The organism is Telluria sp. ZB4P34 (assembly GCF_059686055.1).
This window is the reverse complement of record NZ_JCASIF010000009.1, coordinates 155706-174793: the sequence shown is the minus strand read 5'-3', so window position 1 is coordinate 174793 and position 19088 is coordinate 155706. Positions and strand designations below refer to the sequence as shown.

The 19088-nt window shown below is 66.8% G+C and carries 20 protein-coding genes; 17 read left to right on the top strand and 3 right to left on the bottom strand.

Going from position 1 to position 19088, the window contains the following annotated elements; all coding sequences use genetic code 11:
• The first annotated feature begins 5 nt into the window (after positions 1 to 5).
• Complete coding sequence (locus tag AC56KL_RS16085) at positions 6 to 1571, top strand: GGDEF domain-containing protein (protein WP_497181168.1); 1566 nt, start codon at positions 6 to 8, stop codon at positions 1569 to 1571.
• A 132-nt stretch (positions 1572 to 1703) separates the two neighbouring features.
• On the opposite strand, the gene AC56KL_RS16080 is transcribed toward AC56KL_RS16085, so the two are convergent.
• On the bottom strand, positions 1704 to 2738 hold the full coding sequence (locus tag AC56KL_RS16080; RefSeq protein WP_497181167.1) for a tetratricopeptide repeat-containing glycosyltransferase family 2 protein: 1035 nt from the start codon (positions 2736 to 2738) through the stop codon (positions 1704 to 1706).
• On the opposite strand from AC56KL_RS16080, the gene AC56KL_RS16075 reads away from it, so the two are divergent.
• From AC56KL_RS16075 to AC56KL_RS16035, 9 genes are all read left to right on the top strand, one after another.
• Entirely contained in the window at positions 2716 to 2994 is a 279-nt protein-coding gene (locus AC56KL_RS16075) for a hypothetical protein (RefSeq protein ID WP_497181166.1), read from the top strand. The two genes, AC56KL_RS16080 and AC56KL_RS16075, sit on opposite strands and share 23 nt — an antisense overlap.
• A 46-nt stretch (positions 2995 to 3040) precedes the next feature.
• Positions 3041 to 5035: a flagellin N-terminal helical domain-containing protein gene (locus AC56KL_RS16070; protein ID WP_497181165.1), complete on the top strand. Its 1995-nt coding sequence runs from the start codon at positions 3041 to 3043 to the stop codon at positions 5033 to 5035.
• A 100-nt stretch (positions 5036 to 5135) separates the two neighbouring features.
• Positions 5136 to 5483, top strand: a complete 348-nt coding sequence (locus AC56KL_RS16065) for a flagellar protein FlaG (protein ID WP_497181164.1) — start codon at positions 5136 to 5138, stop codon at positions 5481 to 5483.
• A gap of 121 nt (positions 5484 to 5604) precedes the next feature.
• Positions 5605 to 7032: a flagellar filament capping protein FliD gene (gene fliD, locus AC56KL_RS16060; RefSeq protein ID WP_497181163.1), complete on the top strand. Its 1428-nt coding sequence runs from the start codon at positions 5605 to 5607 to the stop codon at positions 7030 to 7032.
• An 18-nt stretch (positions 7033 to 7050) separates the two neighbouring features.
• Complete coding sequence (fliS, locus tag AC56KL_RS16055; protein WP_497181162.1) at positions 7051 to 7539, top strand: flagellar export chaperone FliS; 489 nt, start codon at positions 7051 to 7053, stop codon at positions 7537 to 7539.
• On the top strand, positions 7536 to 7874 hold the full coding sequence (locus AC56KL_RS16050) for a flagellar protein FliT (protein WP_497181161.1): 339 nt from the start codon (positions 7536 to 7538) through the stop codon (positions 7872 to 7874). The genes fliS and AC56KL_RS16050 overlap by 4 nt, the downstream gene beginning before the upstream one ends.
• A gap of 44 nt (positions 7875 to 7918) precedes the next feature.
• Complete coding sequence (fliK, locus tag AC56KL_RS16045) at positions 7919 to 9067, top strand: flagellar hook-length control protein FliK (RefSeq protein ID WP_497181160.1); 1149 nt, start codon at positions 7919 to 7921, stop codon at positions 9065 to 9067.
• A gap of 1 nt (position 9068) precedes the next feature.
• Positions 9069 to 9434, top strand: a complete 366-nt coding sequence (locus tag AC56KL_RS16040; protein WP_497181159.1) for an EscU/YscU/HrcU family type III secretion system export apparatus switch protein — start codon at positions 9069 to 9071, stop codon at positions 9432 to 9434.
• Complete coding sequence (locus tag AC56KL_RS16035; protein ID WP_497181158.1) at positions 9427 to 10188, top strand: flagellar brake protein; 762 nt, start codon at positions 9427 to 9429, stop codon at positions 10186 to 10188. Before AC56KL_RS16040 ends, AC56KL_RS16035 begins: the two co-directional genes overlap by 8 nt.
• A gap of 126 nt (positions 10189 to 10314) precedes the next feature.
• On the opposite strand, the gene AC56KL_RS16030 is transcribed toward AC56KL_RS16035, so the two are convergent.
• Positions 10315 to 10947: a response regulator transcription factor gene (locus tag AC56KL_RS16030; RefSeq protein ID WP_497181157.1), complete on the bottom strand. Its 633-nt coding sequence runs from the start codon at positions 10945 to 10947 to the stop codon at positions 10315 to 10317.
• Positions 10948 to 11136: 189 nt separating this feature from the next.
• Here AC56KL_RS16030 and AC56KL_RS16025 point away from each other — a divergent pair, with 189 nt between their 5' ends.
• Entirely contained in the window at positions 11137 to 11598 is a 462-nt protein-coding gene (locus AC56KL_RS16025; RefSeq protein WP_497181156.1) for an RrF2 family transcriptional regulator, read from the top strand.
• An 87-nt stretch (positions 11599 to 11685) separates the two neighbouring features.
• On the opposite strand, the gene fliE is transcribed toward AC56KL_RS16025, so the two are convergent.
• On the bottom strand, positions 11686 to 12063 hold the full coding sequence (gene fliE / locus AC56KL_RS16020) for a flagellar hook-basal body complex protein FliE (protein ID WP_497181155.1): 378 nt from the start codon (positions 12061 to 12063) through the stop codon (positions 11686 to 11688).
• A 175-nt stretch (positions 12064 to 12238) separates the two neighbouring features.
• Here fliE and fliF point away from each other — a divergent pair, with 175 nt between their 5' ends.
• From fliF to AC56KL_RS15990, 6 genes are all read left to right on the top strand, one after another.
• Entirely contained in the window at positions 12239 to 13927 is a 1689-nt protein-coding gene (gene fliF / locus AC56KL_RS16015; RefSeq protein ID WP_497181154.1) for a flagellar basal-body MS-ring/collar protein FliF, read from the top strand.
• Positions 13920 to 14924, top strand: a complete 1005-nt coding sequence (fliG, locus tag AC56KL_RS16010) for a flagellar motor switch protein FliG (RefSeq protein ID WP_497181153.1) — start codon at positions 13920 to 13922, stop codon at positions 14922 to 14924. The genes fliF and fliG overlap by 8 nt, the downstream gene beginning before the upstream one ends.
• On the top strand, positions 14924 to 15649 hold the full coding sequence (gene fliH / locus AC56KL_RS16005; RefSeq protein WP_497181152.1) for a flagellar assembly protein FliH: 726 nt from the start codon (positions 14924 to 14926) through the stop codon (positions 15647 to 15649). The genes fliG and fliH overlap by 1 nt, the downstream gene beginning before the upstream one ends.
• A gap of 112 nt (positions 15650 to 15761) precedes the next feature.
• Positions 15762 to 17165 carry a flagellar protein export ATPase FliI gene (gene fliI, locus AC56KL_RS16000; protein WP_497181151.1) on the top strand — a complete coding sequence of 468 codons (1404 nt, stop codon included), beginning with the start codon at positions 15762 to 15764 and terminating at the stop codon, positions 17163 to 17165.
• A 50-nt stretch (positions 17166 to 17215) separates the two neighbouring features.
• Positions 17216 to 17656, top strand: a complete 441-nt coding sequence (gene fliJ, locus AC56KL_RS15995; protein WP_497181150.1) for a flagellar export protein FliJ — start codon at positions 17216 to 17218, stop codon at positions 17654 to 17656.
• Positions 17657 to 17689: 33 nt separating this feature from the next.
• Positions 17690 to 19048 (top strand): flagellar hook-length control protein FliK, encoded by a 1359-nt coding sequence (locus AC56KL_RS15990; RefSeq protein ID WP_497181149.1) that lies wholly within the window; start codon positions 17690 to 17692, stop codon positions 19046 to 19048.
• Positions 19049 to 19088 lie beyond the last annotated feature (40 nt).

Sequence of the window (19088 nt, the reverse complement as noted above, 5' to 3'; positions counted from 1 at the left end):
CAGCCATGTCCATCTCGTCCCCGCCTGCCGGCACCGGCCAGAATCCCGCCGATATCGCCCGCGAAGCCTTTCGCCGCCTGGCAACGCGCCGTATCGCGCCGACGCCGGACGCCTACAAGGCCATCTATGACGAGATCGCCGGCGTGCCGCCTGCGCCACCTGCCGCGGCCGGCAGCGCCGCAGCCGAGGTGCTGGAGAACTTCGCGCGCCGCCTGGCCGATACGCCAGGCGAGGTGTCCGAGCTCGGGCGCCGCCTGGTGCGCGCCGCCAAGGCCGCCGACTGGACCGCCTACGCCCAGGCCCTGGGCCAGCTGGCCGAGCGCCACCTGCGCCGCAGCACGCCGCTGATGGCGCTGGGCGACGAGGACCCGGACGCCCGTCACCTGCGCGAGATGCTGGGCCGAACGCTGGCCTATGCGCTGGCCACCCTGCTGGCCGGCAGCCCGCCCCTGGTGGCGGAAGCCGAGTCGCTGGGCGGCGCCGTCCGCCAGGCGCGCGGCGAGACAGAGCTGACCGAACTGTCCGGCCGGCTGAAGCAGCTGTGCTACCAGATCGAACTGCGCAGCGGCGACGACGCCGAGCAGCAGGAACTGCTGCTGCGCCTGTTCCGCCTGCTGTTGGACAACGTCACCGAACTGCTCGACGACGACAGCTGGATGCGCGGCCAGATCGCCGCCGTACAGGACCTGATCGCCGGCCCGCTGGACGTGCGCAGCCTGGAAGACGCCACCCGCAGCCTGAAGGATGTGATCCTCAAGCAGGGCCAGCTACGCCACAGCATTTCTGACGTGCGCGCCACCGTCAAGAACATGATGATGACCTTCATCGACCGGCTCGGCTCGGTGGCGACCTCGACCGGCGACTACCACGCGCGCCTGGCCGGCTACTCGGACCGAATCGGCCGTGCCGCCAACATCGACGAGTTGAACGAAGTCATGAAAGAGGTGCTGCGCGAGATGCGCAGCGCCCAGGACGAGGCGCTGGCCTCGCGCGACCGCATGGTGGCCGTGCACCGCGAGGTGCAGGAAGCCGAGGAGCGCATCCGCCTGCTCGAAGCCGAGCTGCAATACATGAGCGAACTGGTGCGCGAAGACCAGCTGACGGGCAGCCTGAACCGCCGTGGCCTGGACGACGTGTTCGAGCGCGAGAGCGCGCGCGCCGACCGCCGCAGCACACCGCTGTGCGTGGCCATCCTCGACCTGGACAATTTCAAGAAACTCAACGACACCTACGGCCACCAGGCCGGCGACGGCGCGCTGAAGCACCTGGTGAAGGTGGTGCGCGACACGCTACGCTCGATGGACGTGATCGCGCGCTTCGGCGGCGAGGAATTCGTGATCCTGCTGCCCGAGACCACCGTGGACGCGGCGGCCGCGGCCATGGTGCGCGTGCAGCGCGAGCTGACCCGCCATTTCTTCCTGCACGATAACGAGAAGATGCTGATCACCTTCTCGTGCGGGGTCGCCCTGCGCCTGCCCAACGAAGACCAGGCCAGCCTGCTGGAGCGGGCCGACCGGGCCATGTACCAGGCCAAGAACAGCGGCAAGAACCGGGTGGTGGTGGCCGAGTAAGGCCTATCCGGCTCATTCAGACAGTAGGGTGGTCGGCTTCACCGACCGCGCGTTCAACAGGCGCAAGTGCAGTCGTATCGCATGCTGGAGCTGAACGCGCGGTCGGCATAGCGACTACCCTACATACATCTATCAGCCTTGCGCCAACTGCCGATATTGCGCAGCGCGCTCGGCATCGCCCAGCTCTGCATACAGTACCGCCAGGTTGTGCGCCGCCAACCAGGAGCCGCGGCCGCGCACCGCACCGTCCAGGTCCGACTGCTCGCCGATTTCCAGGCAGCGCAGGAAGCTCGCCTCGACCATCGGCAACAGCTGGTCGGCCGCGCCAGGGTTGAGCGCGGCCCAGTCCAGCAGTAGGTCACCCAATGCGAAATAGTAATCCGGCGACTGCTGCCAGTTCGGCATTTCCTGGTCGGCCAGCCCGATCCCTTCCTCGTGCTGCCCCACCTTTTTCATCGTGTAGATCGTGCGCACCACCAGGTCGTGGCGGTAGGGCGCGTCATTGCCCGCGTGCGCGAGCGCTTCGCGATAGTAAGGCAGGGCCTGCTCGAACTCGAAGCCGACCTCGTGATTCTTGCCGAGTTGATATAACAAATAAGGATCGCCCGGCGCATCCTCGAGCGCGCGCTGCAGCAAGGCAGCGTTGCGATCGCGCTTGTGCGCCATGCCCGCCTGGCGGTAGCCATCGTGACGCACTTCCAGGGCGACGCGCGTGCGCGGCAGCGCCGACACCGGCTGTTCATGGACCCGACCCGCGTAGCGCACCTCGCGCGGCAGCAGCCGGGCTATCCAGGACACGGCGCTTTCCACCCTGCCCTGCAGCTCGAATTCGCTGGCCACCGGCAGCAGGCCGATCGCAGGCGGCCCTTCCAGGTGCCCGGCGATCGCCTCGCGGGTGGCGCCGGCCAGCCATTCGTCGGCGTCCAGCACCAGGTTCCAGGCCGCCGACGACTTCTCCAGCGCGGCGTTGCGGGCGGCGGCGAAGTCGTCGCACCAGCTGAAGTGATGGACCTGCGCGCCGAAGCCGCGTGCGATCTCGACGGTCGTATCGCTCGAACCGGTGTCGAGCACGACGATCTCGTCGACCAGGCCGCGCGCGGATTCCAGGCAGCGCGCCAGCGTAGCGGCCTCGTCGCGCACGATCATGACCAGCGCCAGTTGTTTCATTTTCATCTCCTTGTCAGGCCGACATGCAGCCATGCGCGGGCATTATACGCGCGCGCCCGCGCCGTCTTTCGTTGAGCAAACCGCTATAAGAGCAGCATTTCTTTACAGAATGTCACGGATCGCGCTGGCCTGGCAACAGCGGGGAAAAATATTTTCAAAAATTTTCGCCTCCCGCTATCAACTTTTTCCTGAGAGCACCGTTACCAGCTTCAACAGCGGTTTGATTGTCTCGGAAGATAGAGACAGACCCATGTGATACGCGGCAGGTCGCCCACCCCTATCAGCAAGTTTGGAGAATCAACATGTCCAACGTCATCAATACCAACATCTCGTCGCTCAACGCTCAACGCAACCTGTCGGCTTCGCAATCGTCGCTGGCGACTTCGCTGCAGCGCCTGTCGACCGGCCTGCGCATCAACAGCGCCAAGGACGATGCCGCCGGCCAGGCGATCTCGACCCGCATGACCGCCCAGATCAACGGTATGCAACAAGCCAGCCGCAACGCCAACGACGGTATCTCGATGTCGCAGACCGCTGAAGGCGGAATGGGTTCGATCAACGACATCCTGCTGCGTATGCGCGACCTATCGGTGCAGGCATCGAACGGCACCAACGGCACCAACGAACGCGCCACCATCCAGAACGAAGTCGACCAGCTGTACCAGGAAATCGACCGTATCTCGGGCAGCACCGAATTCAACGGCCTCAAGCTGCTGGACGGCTCGGCCAAGAACAACAGCTTCCAGGTCGGCGCCAATGCGGGCCAGACCATCTCGTTCGGCATCAAGGAAGTCTCGACCAAGACCATGTCGCTGAACAGCACCTCGGCGCTGGGCGACCTGAACGGCGGCCGTATTACCGCCAGCGGCGCGAACGACGGCGACCTGGTACTGAATGGCAAGGTAGTCGACTTCGCTGCCGCTGGCGCCGATGACACGATCGCCGAATTCAAGAACGCGATCAACGCCAGCGCCGGCACCACCGGTGTGACTGCATCGGCCTACAACGCTGTCAGCGGCCTGGGCGGCGCCAGCGGCGTGACTACCGGCCTGCAAATCCAGGTCGGAGCCACAAACGTGACTATCGACAGCAGCTCGGGCATGTCCGACCTGGTCGACAAGATCAACAAACAGGTGGGTGGCGTGACCGCGTCGATCGGCAAGGACGGCGGTCTGCTGCTGGCCAACGAAACGGGTGACACCATCACCGTCGGCGGCAACGTCGCCGGCTCGGGCCTGACCCTCGGCGCCAACACCGGTTTCCTTTCGCTGTCGAGCGCTAACGGCGAGCCAATCACCGTGAGCACTAACAATGCCGCCGGTTCCATGAACAAGTTCGGGCTGAACGCCAGCACTGGCGCGGATAAAGTGACCGCCAGCGGCGCGATCTCGGCTTCGAGTGCGGATGCAACCGCAGCGAGCACTGCACTCAATAGCACCCGGGGCGCAGTCCTGGCAACCGATACGGTTAAGGTGAATGGTGTCGCGATCGGCGCTGCTGGCCCGAGCGCTGGCGAGAAAGCTGCCGCCATCAATGCCGTCTCGGAGCAGACCGGTGTGACGGCGAACGCTACTACCACCGCTTATCTGAAAGTCGCCTTCAACGCCCCTGGCAACCTGACGATCAACGGCGCAGCAGTGGGTGTCGTTGCTACCGACGACACGGCGAGCCTGGTCAAGAAGATCAACGATGCAGGCATCTCGGGCATTAGCGCCGCGACCGATGAAAAAACTGGCGCACTGAAGCTGACCTCGGCTGCGGGCAGCGACATCGTGATCGGCAACTCGACTGCCATTGTCCTGGACGTCAGCAGCGATCCGAAAGGCAATGCAGCCGCAACGCCAATTACTGCGGGCCAAGTCATGGCAGTGCGCGGCGAACTGAAGCTGGAAGGCAAGGACGGTACTGCAGTGCGCGTCGAAGGCGCAGCAGCCAGCGTCGCCAAGCTCGGCCTGGTCGCCCAGGGCGGCAGCGACGAATCGATCGGCGGCAAGCTGAGCGTGACCACCCAGGCCAACGCCCAGGCAGCCATCGCCCGCATCGACAAGGCGATCAGCTACGTGGCAGAGCAGCGCGCCACCATGGGTGCGGTGCAGAACCGCCTGAGCACCACGATCTCGAACCTGGCCACCGCCAGCGAGAACACCAGCTCGGCACGTAGCCGCATCCAGGATACCGACTTCGCAACGGAAACGGCCAAGATGACCCGCGGCCAGATCCTGCAGCAGGCCGGTACCGCGATGCTCGCCCAGGCGAACTCGCTCCCGAACGGTGTCCTGTCGCTGCTGCGCGGTTAATTTCCCGCTAGCGGCCTGACGCCTGATGCCCGGCCGGAAGCTTCCGGCCGGGTTTTTTCATTAAAGGAACGACATGGAAATCCGATCAGTTCCAGGCAACATGAAATCGCCCCAAGGCGGTATCGAACGGGAACAGCCAGCGACACCGCCAACCGCCCCTGCCCCTGCTGCATCCGCTCCGGCCCGCACCGAGGCCGTAGGCGGCGCCAAGCAGGCCGACAAGGCCGAGGACGGCCTGCGTCAGGCGGTCGAACGCATCAACAAGTCGCTGCCGCCGTCGACCCAGGGCATCGAGTTCTCCATCGACGAAGACAGCGAGCGCGTGATCGTCAAGGTGATCGACCGCGAAACCCGCGAAGTGCTGCGCCAGATGCCGAGCAAGGAAGCCCTCGACATCGCCAAGGCGCTCGACCGTACCCAGGGCATGCTGATCAAGCTCGAGGCCTGAGCCGGCGCCTGCCGGAACGCGACCGGCGCATTGGCCCACGAATTGGCCTAGAAAAGCGCGTCTGTCAGACAGTTTGAATCGGCTGCCCGCCCGGTATATTGCTCATCCATTGGAGGAACACATGCCAACCATTACATCCGCAGGCGTCGGGTCCAACCTGGACGTGATCGGCCTGGTCACCCAGTTGATGGCGATCGAACGCCAGCCGCTGACCAAGCTGGCGGCCAAGGAAGCCGGCTTGCAGGCCAAGCTGTCGGCGTTCGGCACGCTCAAGTCGGCGCTGTCCGAGTTCCAGAACGCCGCCCGCGCGCTGGGCTCGGCAGAGAAGCTGTCGCCGCTGAAGTCGAACGTGGCGGACACCGCCATCATGACCGCCAGCGCCTCCGGCAGCGCGGTGGCGGGGGGCTACGACATCGAGGTCAAGCAGCTGGCGCAGGCCCAAAAGCTGGTCAGCAACGGCTCGTATGCCGCCACCACCTCGGCGGTCGGCACCGGCAAGTTGACGATCACCTTGGGCAGCTATGCCGGCGACGGCACCTTCACCGCTGACTCCGCCAAGACCGCCGTGGACGTCACGATCGACGCCACCAATAATACGCTGGGCGGCCTGCGCGACGCGATCAACAAGGCCAATGCGGGCGTCACCGCCAGCATCATCAACGACGGCAGCGGCAACTACCTGTCCCTGACCTCGAAGACCACCGGCGCCAAGAGCGCGATGAAGATCGACGCTACGCCGACCGATCCGCTCGCCTCGCCCTCGCTGGCCACGCTGGCCTACAACGGACCGACCAGCACAGATGTGCGCCAGACCGCCGCGGCGGCCGACGCCCTCATCGTCGTCGACTCGGTCCCGATCACCAAGCCGAGCAACACCATCACCGACGCGATCCAGGGCGTCACGCTGAACCTCGCCAAGACCACGGCCCTTGGTGTGACCACCAAGCTCACGCTGGAACGCGACACCTCGTCGGTCCGCACCGCCATCGAAGCGTTCGTGAAGGCCTACAATGGCGCGGCCAAGAACATGGCCGACGCCACCGCCTTCGACGCCTCCACCGGCAAGGCCGCCGTCCTCAACGGCGACAGCACGGTGCGCAGCATCCAGGGCCAGCTGCGCAGCATCATGGGCGGCATGGTCACGGGTGCGCCGACCGGCGCGGCCAGCCTGCCCGACATCGGCATCACCAGCCAGCGCGACGGCAGCCTGGCCATCGATTCGGCCAAGCTGAGCGCCGCGCTGAACGATCCCAACAAGGACATGGCCGCGCTGTTCGCCGGCGTCGGCACCAACAAGGGCGTCGCCGCCAAGATCGACTTCGAGGTCGGCCGCATCCTGAGTCCGGTCGGCACCCTGCCCAGCCATGCGAAGAGCTTTACCGATTCGATCAAGGACATCGACAAGCAGCGCGTTGCGCTGAACGTGCGCCTGGCCGCCACCGAGAAGCGCTACCGCGACCAGTTTTCCGCACTCGACACGACCATCGCCAGCATGACCAGTACCAGCAACTACCTGATGCAGCAGCTGGCCAGCCTGGCAAACCTCTAATCCAAGAAGGACATCGACATGTTTGGATCCAAGCACAAGGGCGCCAACGCCTACGCCAACGTGGGCGTCGAGACCGGCGTCATGGCCGCCAGCCCCCACAAGCTCATCGTCATGCTGTTCGAGGGAGCGCTGGTCGCGCTGTCCTCGGCACTGGTACACATGGAAGCGAAGAACATCGCCGCCAAGGGCAAGTCCATCTCGAAGGCGATCAGCATCATCGACAACGGCCTGCGCGCCAGCCTCGACAAGAACGTGGGCGGCGAGATCGCCCTCAACCTCGACGCGCTCTATACCTACATGAGCGACCGCCTGCTGCAGGCGAACCTGAACAACTCGTCCGAGATGGTCCAGGAAGTGATCAAGCTGCTGGGCGAACTGAAGGAGGCATGGGAATCGATAGCCCCTGCCGCCACGACTGCAGCGGCTCCGGCCGCCGCGCCGGAACGCCCGCAGGCCGCCGGCTACGATACCCTGTCGCCCCGCACCGGCGCCTTTGCGAGCGCATGATGATGAACGGTGACGACGTGATCTCGCTGTACGAATCGGTGAGCGACCTGACCGGCAGGATGCTGGCGGCGGCGCAGTCCGGAGACTGGGATGGCCTGGTGGAACTGGAATCGGATTGCGCCAGCCGCGTGCAGGTGCTGCGCGACGGCGAAGCGGTGGCGGCCCTGAGCGCCGAGCGGCGCTCGCGCAAGGTGGCCATCATCCAGAAGATCCTGGCCGACGACCGCGCGATCCGCGACCTGACCACGCCCTGGATGGCCAAGCTCGGCGCAATGATGCAGAGCACCGGCACCGAGCGCAGGCTGGCCAGTGCCTACGGCGCAGGGGCGTATTAAGTACATGGCGCTGCCGCCGCGGTGCGGCCTTGCCGCTGCAAACGATGTCTCGCACTGACAGCACCGGCCTGGCCCAGGTCGCCCGGATCGCTCCGACCTGGAGCGCCGCCGACCCGCGCCAGCAAGCCTTCCAGCGCGCCCTCGCCCCCCAGCTGGGCAAGGCGCTGCACGGGGAAGTCCTCGCCAAACTCACCGACGGCAGCTTCGTCGTCAAGGTCGCCAACATCCCCGCCCGCATGCAGCTGCCCGCCGGCAGCAAGGTGGGCGCCGACGTGCCCCTCACCCTCGTTTCGCTCCACCCGCGGCCCACCTTCCAGGTCGGCGCCGGGGGCCAGCCCGTGTTCAGCGAAGCCGGTCCGCCGCTGCCGGAAGGCGCCGATCCGGGCAAGGCGCCGCTCGCGATGCGCGAGGGCGGCGCCGCCCAGGCCGGCACTGCAGTGGGCCGCGCCGCCGCGGCCCTGCTCCAGGCCACTGCGGCGGGGACAAGCGCCCAGACCCTGGGCGCCGACGCCAACAACACCACGCTCAGCCCGGCCGCCAGGACCATCGGCAGCGTGCTGGCAGCGGCCCAGAAGGCCGACAGCCCCATGACGGCCGCCCTCGGCCGCGCCCCGGTGGTGGCCAGCGCCGGGGCGGATGCGTCCAGCATCGCCGCCGGCCTGCAGCAGGCGGTCGGCAGGAGCGGCCTGTTCTACGAGGCGCACGTGGCCGAATGGGCACAGGGCGCGCGCCAGCTCGCCGAACTGAACGCGGAACCGCAGCAGCAGCTGGCGCGCGAAGGCGTGCGCCAGCTGCCCACCGATCCGGCCACCGCCCAGTTCATCAACCTGCAGCTGGCCACCCAGGAACAGGCCCAGGTCGTCTGGCAGGGCAACCTGTGGCCCGGCCAGGCGATGCACCTGGAAGTGCGGCGCGAGCTGCACGAGGGCCATGAGGACCACGATGGCCAGGCCGGCGACGACGAGGAAGCAGCGCCCTGGCACAGCCACCTGCGCCTGCACTTTCCAGAGCTCGGCGAGGTCGAGGCGCGCCTGAGCCTGGCCGGCGGGCGCCTGCAGGTGCAGTTCGCGGCCGGCAGCGAGGCCACCGCCACGCTGCTGCGCCGGCACATGGGCAGCCTGGCCGGCGCGCTGGAAGCGGCCGGCACGGAACTCACCGGCTTCGAGGTGCGCGCACCCGGAAACGGCGACTGAGATGGATGACGCGAAGAAGCGGCCGGGGCGGCGCCAGAGCGCCGTCGCCCTCGCCTACGGCAGCGGCGACCCGGCGCCGAAGGTGGTGGCCAAGGGCCAGGGCCTGGTGGCCGAGCAGATCATGCGGCGCGCCCGCGAAGCCGGGGTGTTCGTCCATGAATCGAAGGAGCTGGTCCAGCTCCTGATGGGCGTCGACCTCGACCGCGAAATTCCGCCGGCCCTGTATCGGGCGATTGCGGAACTGTTGGCATGGCTATATCATATCGAGTCGGCTCAGAAGCAAGGGGCGCCATTGCCGCCTGCACCCGATCCGACGCCCTACCTCACCAAGGACGACACGGCCAACGCCGGTACAAGCAATGAATAATCAGGAACTCGAGAACTGGCACGACTACGAGGTGGAGTCGCGCCGTGAGATCGTCGCGCTGCTGCGCCAGATCGGCGAAAAGCACCAGCTGGTGCGCATGCTGGTCAAGGGCGAGGCCGACGTCTGCGTCACGACCGTGCTCGAAGTCGATCCCGACACCAACAGCTTCGTGCTCGACCGCTCGATCGACCGCGAGCAGAACGAGCGCATCCTTGCCAGCGGCCAGGTGCGCTGCGAAACCTCGCTCGACAAGATCCGCATCCTGTTCACGGCCGAGAACCTGCGTCCCACCCTGTTCAAGGACGGCGCGGCCGTGCGCGCCGACATCCCGCCGAGCCTGATCCGCCTGCAGCGCCGCGAGTACTACCGGATGGAGACGCCGGTATCGAACCCGGTGCGCGCGATCATCCCGCTGCCGCCGGAAGCCGCGGCCGAGGCCGGCGCCGCCACCGGCGTATTCCCCTTGCACGACATCAGCTGCGGCGGCATCGCCGTCCTCGACAACAAGCTGCAGCTCGCCACGGCAATCGGCGAAACCCTTCCCAACTGCCGCATCGAACTGCCCGAAGTCGGCCCGGTCACCGTGTCGCTGCAGGTGCGCAACGTACTGGACCTGACCCTGCTGAACAACAAGACCAACCGCCGCATCGGCCTGGAGTTCGTCGACATCTCGCGCGGCGGCATGGCCGGCGTGCAGCGCTACATCACCAAGCTCGAACGCGAGCGCAACGCCCGCCTGGCCGGCCTGGCCTGATTCCCCCCGTTTCAGGGTCCGGACCGGCGCCCGCGGACGCACGGCGCCGGCATCGGCCAGCGCGTGAAAAACGAGGGAATTGAGCTGCGCCGGCCGGCGCGAAGCGCAAGGCTTCGCCGGCAGGCCTCAGATATGGATGCCGGCCGAGGAATCGGCGCCGGCGCCGGGACGGATCAGGCCGCGCTGGGCCGCGACCACCACGGCATGGGTGCGCGCGGTGGCGTCGAGCTTGCTCATCACGCCCTTCACGTGGGTCTTGACGGTGCCCACGCCGATACCGAGCTTGCGTGCGATCGATTTATTGCAGCAGCCCTGCGCCAGCAGCTGCAGCACGTCGGTTTCGCGCCCGGTGAGCGATTCGCGGGTCAGGCTTTCGGCGACGCTGCGCGTCATCGATTCGCTCAGGTAGCGCTGGCCGCGCGCCAGCTGGCCGACCGCATGGGCCAGTTCGTCGGCGCCGCAGGACTGCGGCAGGTAACCGGCCACGCCGGCGTCCATCGCCAGGCGCACTTCCCATTCCTTGTCGAACGGGGTCACGACCAGCACGCCGGGCGGCATGCCGCCGGGGCAGGGCTGGCGCGCCAGTGCGACGCCGGTGTCGTAATCGGTGACCAGCACGCGCGCGACACGCTGCGCCTCCGGCTGGCGCAGGTGGGTAGTGACGCGCAGGCCCGGCTGGTCGGCCAGGATGGCATGCAGCCCGACGGTCATGATTGGGTCGGCATGCATGATGTGAACGGCGGATGAGATCGGTTGCATGTGCTTGCTCCGGCAAACGTCGGCGGAAGATGAAGGCCAATGTATTTATAGGCAGGCCCGACTTTCGACATATTGAAAGGACAAGAACAGTAAGGCAAGTAATGGTTTGTAATAACTAGTCGATATGCATGTCGAACGCCAGCCCCTCCACGCGCGCCGGCGGGAGGGATACGCTATACTGCCCCGATCATGCGCCTGACCTCTTTCACCGATTACACCCTGCGTACCCTGCTTCACCTGGGCAGCAATCCGGGCCGCCTGGTGACCATCCAGGAGATCGCGGACCTGCACAGCATCTCGAAGAACCACCTGATGAAAGTGGTGCACGAGCTGGGCCGCAACGGCGTCATCGAGACCATCCGCGGCCGCAACGGCGGTTTCCGCCTGGCCCACAAGCCGCAAGACATCAACATCGGCGCAATCGTGCGCCAGAGCGAGAGCGACTTCTACATGGCCGAGTGCTTCGACCCGGCCGGCAACCCCTGCGGGCTGGTCAAGGCCTGCTCCCTGAAAGGGGTGCTGTCCAACGCCACCGCGGCCTACCTTGCCGAACTCGACCGCCATACCCTGGCCTCGCTGCTGCCGGAACCAAGCCCGCGCGACGCCAGTATTCCCGTCACCTTCCACCGCAAGGATGCGCAGGCCGCCTGAGCCACGCATCTACCGTTCCAGTAAAAAACCGGCCATTCGGCCGGTTCGGTAATGCTTCCTGCAATACATTTCGCCTTTACCTGCGGCTTACACCTGCATGTTCATGATGTCGTGGTAAGCCGACACCAGCTTATTACGTACCTGTACCGTTCCCTGGAAGACCAGGCTGGATTTCTGCATGGCGATCATGGTATCGGACAGGCTCACCGTGTCGTCCCCCATCGCAAAACGCTTGCCCAGGTCGGACGCGTGCTTCTGGGTATCGCTGACCTGCTGCAGCGAGCTCTTGAGGGCATCGGCGAAATCGAGCTTGGCAACGCCGCCCTGCGGAGCGAGCCCGCCCGGACCGGCCACGCCGGCGGTCGCGGCAGGACCGGCCGCGGGCTTGGTCGCCGCGGCCTTGAGCTGTTCCATCATCGCCTGGATGCGGCTGCTGTCGATGCCGCCGATTCCGCCAATACTCATCGTTTTCTCCTGCCCTTATAGGCAATCCACTTTGTTCAGGCTGTCAGATTACCAGCAGGGGAACAGCTTCCTCGTCCGAAGAAGCGGGGATTTCCACCCCTATTTCAGGATATGAATGTTGCTCGGTGGCTTCATAATACGGATTACTTCCCCTATTCCGGACGAATTACCCACCATGGCAGCAGTTGCTGAAGAACTGATCGACTCCCCGGCGCCCGAGCAAGAGGCGAAACAGGGCTTTTTGCAGACCACCATGGGCAAGCGCGTGGCCCTCGGCGGCGGCATCGCGCTGGTGACCGCCATCATGATCGCCCTGTGGATGTGGAGCCAGGCCCCGGATTACCGCGTGCTGTTCTCGAATTACAGCGACCGCGACGGCGGCGCCATCACCGCCTCGCTCGACCAGATGGGGGTGAAGTACAAGTTCTCCGAAGGCGGCAATGCGATCCTCGTTCCCAGCGAGCAGATCCACGACCTGCGCCTGAAGCTGGCCGCGCAAGGCCTGCCGAAGGGCGGCAACGTCGGCTTCGAGCTGATGGAAAACCAGAAATTGGGCGTGTCGCAATTCCTGGAGCAGGTGAATTACCAGCGCTCGCTGGAAGGCGAGCTGGCCCGTTCGATCCAGTCGCTCGGCCCGGTCAGCGGCGCCCGCGTGCACCTGGCCATGCCGAAACCCTCGGTCTTCGTGCGCGACCAGCAGAAGCCCACCGCGTCCGTGGTGCTGACCCTGCAGGCAGGCCGCGCCCTCGATCCGGGCCAGGTCAGCGCGATCGTCCACCTGGTTGCTTCGAGCGTGCCGGAACTCACGATCGGCAACGTCACCGTGGTCGACCAGAGCGGTAACCTGCTGTCCGACACTTCCAGCAAGGGAACCGGCAACAAGGGCCTGGACGCGACCCAGCTGAAGTACGTCGAGCAGGTCCAGCAGAACATCATCAAGCAGGTCGAATCGATCATCGCCCCGCTGGTCGGCAAGGAAAACGTGCGCGCCGAGGCGACTGCCGAGGTCGACTTCGCCCAGGTCGACACCGCCGCCGAAATGTACAAGCCGAACTCGCCGCCGGAACCGCAGGCGATCCGCAGCCAGCAGACCTCGGAATCGACCCAGCCGGGCGCCGGCGCCTCGGGCGTGCCGGGCGCGCTGTCGAACCAGCCGCCGGGCGTGGCCACCGCGCCGATCGACGGCCAGGTCCCACCGGCGGCGGGGCCCGCAGTTGGCCCCACTCGCAAGGACGCCACCACCAACTACGAAGTCGACAAGACCATCCGCTACGAACAGCGTCCGATGGGCGGCATCAAGCGCCTGACCGTGGGCGTGGTGGTGAACTACCGCCGCTCGGTCGACCCGAAGACCGGCAAGATCGTCGTCAAGCCCCTCAGCGCCAACGAAGTGGCCCAGATCAACGAACTGGTGAAGCAGGCAATGGGCTACTCGCAGAACCGCGGCGACACCCTGAACGTCACCAACGCCCCGTTCGACGGCGTCGACCGGCCGGACGACACGGCGCCGCAGCTGGAATGGTGGCGCGACCCGGCCAACCTGCCGCTGGCCAAGGAGATCGGCAAGTACCTGCTGCTGTTCGCGGTGCTGGCCTTCCTCTACTACCGGATCCTGCTGCCGCTGATGCGCCCGGCGATCAAGAAGTTCGACGAAGTCACCGCCCTGCCGCCGGAACCGGAACCGGAAGAGGAAATCCCTGAAGATGTGGCGGCCGAAATCGCCGAAGAAGAACTGGAAGAACAGGAAGTCGAACGCAGGAACCAGGGCTACCGGGCGAACCTGGCGATGGCGCAGGAACTGGCGCGCAAGGACCCGCGTATCGTGGCTAACGTTGTGAAAGCATGGTTGGGATCAAATGAGTGACAAGGACAAGGAAGGCGTACAGCAGGCAGCGATCCTGATGCTGGCCCTGGGTGAAGCGGAAGCGGCTGAAGTGATGAAATTCCTCGGGCCGCGCGAAGTGCTGAAACTCGGCGGTGCGATGGCGCAGATGAAGGCAGTCCAGCACGGTGAAGTCGTCAAGGTGCTGGAAGCCTTCGTCGAAGAGACCAACCTGCATTCGACCGTGGGCCTGGATTCGGACGAGTACATCCGCCAGGTCCTGACCAAGGCGCTGGGCGACGACAAGGCCGCCGTGCTGCTCAACCGCATCCTGGGAGGCAAGGACGCCTCCGGCATCGAGAGCCTGAAGTGGATGGACTCGCCGTCGGTGGCGGAACTGATCCGCAACGAGCACCCGCAGATCATCGCCACCATCCTGGTGCACCTCGAGCGCGACCAGGCCTGCGAGATCCTGGCCAACTTCACCGAGCGCCTGCGCAACGACGTGGTGCTGCGCATCGCCACGCTGGATGGCGTGCAGCCGGCCGCCCTGCGCGAGCTGAACGACGTGCTGACCAAGCTCTTGTCGGGTAACGAGAACATCAAGAAGTCTTCGCTGGGCGGCGTGCGTACCGCGGCCGAGATCCTGAACTTCATGAGCGGCGAGCAGGAATCGGCCGTCATGGACAACATCAAGAACTACGACAACGACATGGCGCAGAAGATCATGGACGAGATGTTCGTGTTCGACAACATCATCGACATCGATGACCGCGGCATCCAGCTGCTGCTGCGCGAAGTGCAGTCCGAGATGTTGATCATCGCCCTGAAAGGCGCTTCGCAAGACCTGCGCGAGAAGATCTTCAAGAACATGTCGCAGCGTGCGGGCGAAATGATGCGCGAAGACCTGGACTCGAAAGGTCCGGTGCGCCTGTCGGAAGTGGAAACCCAGCAGAAGCAGATCCTGCAGATCGTGCGCCGCCTGGCGGACGAAGGCCAGATCGTGCTGGGCGGTAAAGGCGAGGACTCGTTCATCTGATGATACCGAAGGAACAGCAAAGCGCCTACCAGCGCTGGGAAATGACCTCGTTCGGCGACGAGCGCCCTTCCACCCAGGCGCGCCGTGCGCCGATGGCGCCGCAGCCCCTCGCGGCGCCGGAACCGGTGCAGGTCGTGCCGCACATGGCGCTGCCGACGCTCGAGGAGATCGAAGCGATCCGCGAGGGGGCGCGCGCCGAGGGCTATGCAGAAGGCCTGGAAGAAGGCCGGGCCGCAGGCCATGCCGCCGGCCACGCCCAAGGGTATGCCGACGGCGCCAGGGCCGGCCAGATCGAGGCCGAGGGCGAGCTGGAACACCTGCGTTCGATCGCCGCGACCTTCAGCGAGGCCGTGGTGCAGGCCGACGAGACCATCGCCCACGACGTGCTGGAACTGGCCCTGCGCCTGGCGCGCGGGATGGTGCGCACGGCCTTCGACGTGCGTCCGGAACTGATCCTGCCGGTGGTGCAGGAAGCGATCGGCTACCTGCCGGTGCTGAGCCAGCCGGCCACGCTCGCCCTCAACCCGCTCGATGCCGACATCGTGCGCCAGGCCATGGGCCAGGAACTGGTCAAGGGTGGCTGGCGCATCGTGGAAGACGCGGCGATCGCGCGCGGCGGCTGCAAGGTGGATACGGCCAGCAACCAGATCGATGCGCAGGCGCAGGCGCGCTGGGGGCGGCTGACGCATGCATTGCAGTCCAACGTGGATTGGCTCGGCCAGTGACCGTAGGGTGGTCGGCTCTGCCGACCGCGCGTTCAACGAACGTGCACTAACCACTGCGCCGATTGTTAACGAGATTTGAACGCGCGGTCGGCGAAGCCGACCACCCTACAAAATGACAACGACAAGCACCGACCGCCACACCGCCCGCTGGAAAGCCTTCATCAAGGACTGCGATTCCCTGGTCGGCTTCGCCGAACCGATGCAGGTCTCCGGCCGCGTCACGCGCGTGGCCGGCCTGGTGATGGAATGCGTGGGCCTCAAGCTCGCGGTGGGCAGCGCCTGCACCATCCCGGTGGCCAACGGCCAGCGGATCGAAGCCGAAGTGGTCGGCTTCGAAGGCGAGCGCCTGTTCCTGATGCCGCAGAGCGACGTCGAAGGCGTGGTGCCCGGATCGCGCGTGTTCCCCGTCGAATCCGCCCTGCCGAAACCGGGCACCGTGCCGCATCCGCGCCGCCGCCCGAGCGACCGCGCGCGCCACCTGCCGGTCGGCATGCAGCTGCTGGGCCGCGTGGTGGACGGCGCCGGCCGCCCGCTGGACGGCAAGGGTCCGCTCGGCACCGACGAAGTAGGTCCGCTCAACGCCCGCCCGATCAACCCGCTCGACCGCGCCCCGATCTCGGAAACCCTGGACGTGGGCGTGCGCGCCATCAACGCCATGCTGACGGTCGGCCGCGGCCAGCGCCTCGGCCTGTTCGCCGGCACCGGCGTCGGCAAGTCCGTCCTGCTGGGGATGATCGCGCGCTACACCACGGCCGACGTGATCGTGGTCGGCCTGATCGGCGAACGGGGCCGCGAAGTCAAGGAATTCATCGAACAGATCCTGGGTCCGGAAGGCCGCGCCCGCTCGGCCGTGGTGGCCGCGCCGGCCGACTCCCCGCCCCTGATGCGCCTGCAGGGCGCCGCCTACGCCACGGCGATCGCCGAGCACTTCCGCGAACAGGGCAAGAACGTCCTCCTGATCATGGATTCGCTCACCCGCTACGCGATGGCGCAGCGCGAGATCGCGCTGGCGATCGGCGAGCCGCCCGCCACCAAGGGCTATCCGCCCTCGGTGTTCGCCAAGCTGCCGGTGCTGGTGGAGCGCGCCGGCAACGGCGTCGAGGGCGGCGGCTCGATCACCGCCTTCTACACCGTACTGTCCGAAGGCGATGACCAGCAAGACCCGATCGCCGATGCGGCGCGCGGCATCCTGGACGGTCACATCGTGCTGAACCGCCACCTGGCCGAAGCCGGCCACTATCCGGCGATCGACATCGAGCAATCGATCTCGCGGGCCATGCACGGCATCACCACGCACGAGCACCAGCTGGCCGCGCGCAAGCTCAAGCAGCTGTACTCGCGCTACCAGCGTTCGCGCGACCTGATCAGCGTCGGGGCGTATGCCGCCGGCAGCGACCCGGTGCTGGACCAGGCGATCGCCAAGCACGAGCAGATCGAACAGTTCCTGTGCCAGGAAATCCACGACAACGCGGGCATGCTGGAGAGCTTGGGGCAATTGACCTCTCTATTCAACTGATAGAAAAATTCCGGGCGGAACTATACTTTGCTCATTAGCGTGACCCTTATATGGCCTATCCGTCTGCCCTAGAAACCCTGATCGACCTTGCGCAGCGCGATTCCGACGCGATCGCCAAGCGCCTGGGCGCCGCCCTGGCGGCGGTCGAGGAAGCCGAGCAGAAGCTGGTCATGCTGGATGGTTATCGCGACGAGTACGTCCGCAAGCTGGACGCGGCCCAGATGGCCGGCATCACGCCCTTCGCGTACCACAACTTCGTGGCCTTCATCGGCAAGCTGGACAACGCCATCATCGGCCAGCGCGAAGTGATCAAGCACGCGCAGTACAAGGCGGACACGGAAAGGAAGGCATGGCAGGAGAGCGAGCGCAAGCGCCTGTCCTACCGCACCCTGAACGAACGCGCAGCAAGCGAGGCCCTGGCGCTCGAGAACAAGCGCGACCAGAAACTGATGGACGACCACGCAGCCCGTGGCGCCCGCTACAAACGCTGACCAGACAACGCTGATACAGGCTGAGCTACTCCCATGACGATGCAGACGACACCCCTTCCGTTCCAGGTATCCGGCGCCAGCGCGCTGGCCCAGCCGCAACGCAATGCCGCCGCCGGCGTGCAGGCGTCGGAGGCCGCCAGCGGCGGCTTCGGCGCCACCCTGTCGCGCGAGATCGCCCAGCGCCAGTCCTTGGCCCCGACAGGCGCGCCGGCGCCGACGCCCGCTCCCGCAGGCAAGCCGGCCGCAGCGGCGAAGCCGGGGGCGGCCGACAAGGCGCCGGTCCAGGGCCCGAAGACCGTCGCGCGCGAGCCGGCGAAGCAGAAGGACGCGGCCCCCGACGCAGCCGCGACGGCGCCGACCGGCGCTGCCGCCGGCGCCTCCGCCGATGGCGCCGAGGAGACGACAGGCACTGCCGGAGCGGCCGAAGCAGCCAACGTAGCGGCACAAGCAGCAGCGGCCCCGGTCACCGACATGCTGGCCTTCATGGCCAGCCTGATGCAGGCAGCGCCGGCCCTCGCAAGCGCGCCGGCCGCGCCGGCGGCCACCGCCGTGGCTGTCGCCACCGATGCCGCCGGTGCGGAACTGCAGCTCGCCGCGCTGCAGGCGGCCTTTGCCAAGCTCGAACCTGCCGACGCCGCGGCGGCGCGCGATCCGGCCCTGGCAGCGGGCGCCGACGGCGACGCGGCCGCAGCCGGCTTCTCGCTGGCGGCCGGCGTGCAGCCGGCAGAGCCGGGCGCCGCCGACCTGCGCACGCTGCAGCAGCCGGCGCAGCCGGTCGCCCAAGGCGCCGCCCAGGACAGTCAGGGCAAATTCCAGCTCCAGGCGGGCGACGCCGCGGCGCAAGCCGCCGCCGCTGTCGAGGCGCCGGCGCCGGCCCTTACCCAGATGCAGGTCCAGGCCGCCAAGCTGGAAACCATGGCGAACCCGGCCGTGCCAGGCGACCGCATCCCGGCGCGTGTCGGCACCCAGGCCTGGGACAACCAGGTCAGCCAGCGCATCGTGTACATGATAGGCAAGGAACAGGCCGCCACGCTGACATTGAACCCGCCCGACCTCGGTCCGGTGCAGGTGGTCCTGAACGTGAGCAACGAGGGCGCCAGCGTGACCTTCTCCTCCAGCCAGCTGGAAGTGCGCCAGGCCCTGGAAAACGCCCTGCCCCGCCTGCGCGAGATGATGGGCGAGAGCGGCATCGCGCTCGGTAACGCGACCGTCGATGCCGGCATGCCGGACGGACGCCAGGCGCAGCAGGATGGCGAGCGCGGTCATGGCCGCGGCGCTGGCGGCTCCGGCGTCACGACCGGCGTCACGACCGGGCCGGACGAGGGCGCGGTCCGGCCGGCCACGCGCACCGTGGCGCTGGGTGACAGCGGCATGGTCGACACCTTCGCGTAAGCTGCTTTACGTAGGGTGGTCGGCTATGCCGACCGCGCGG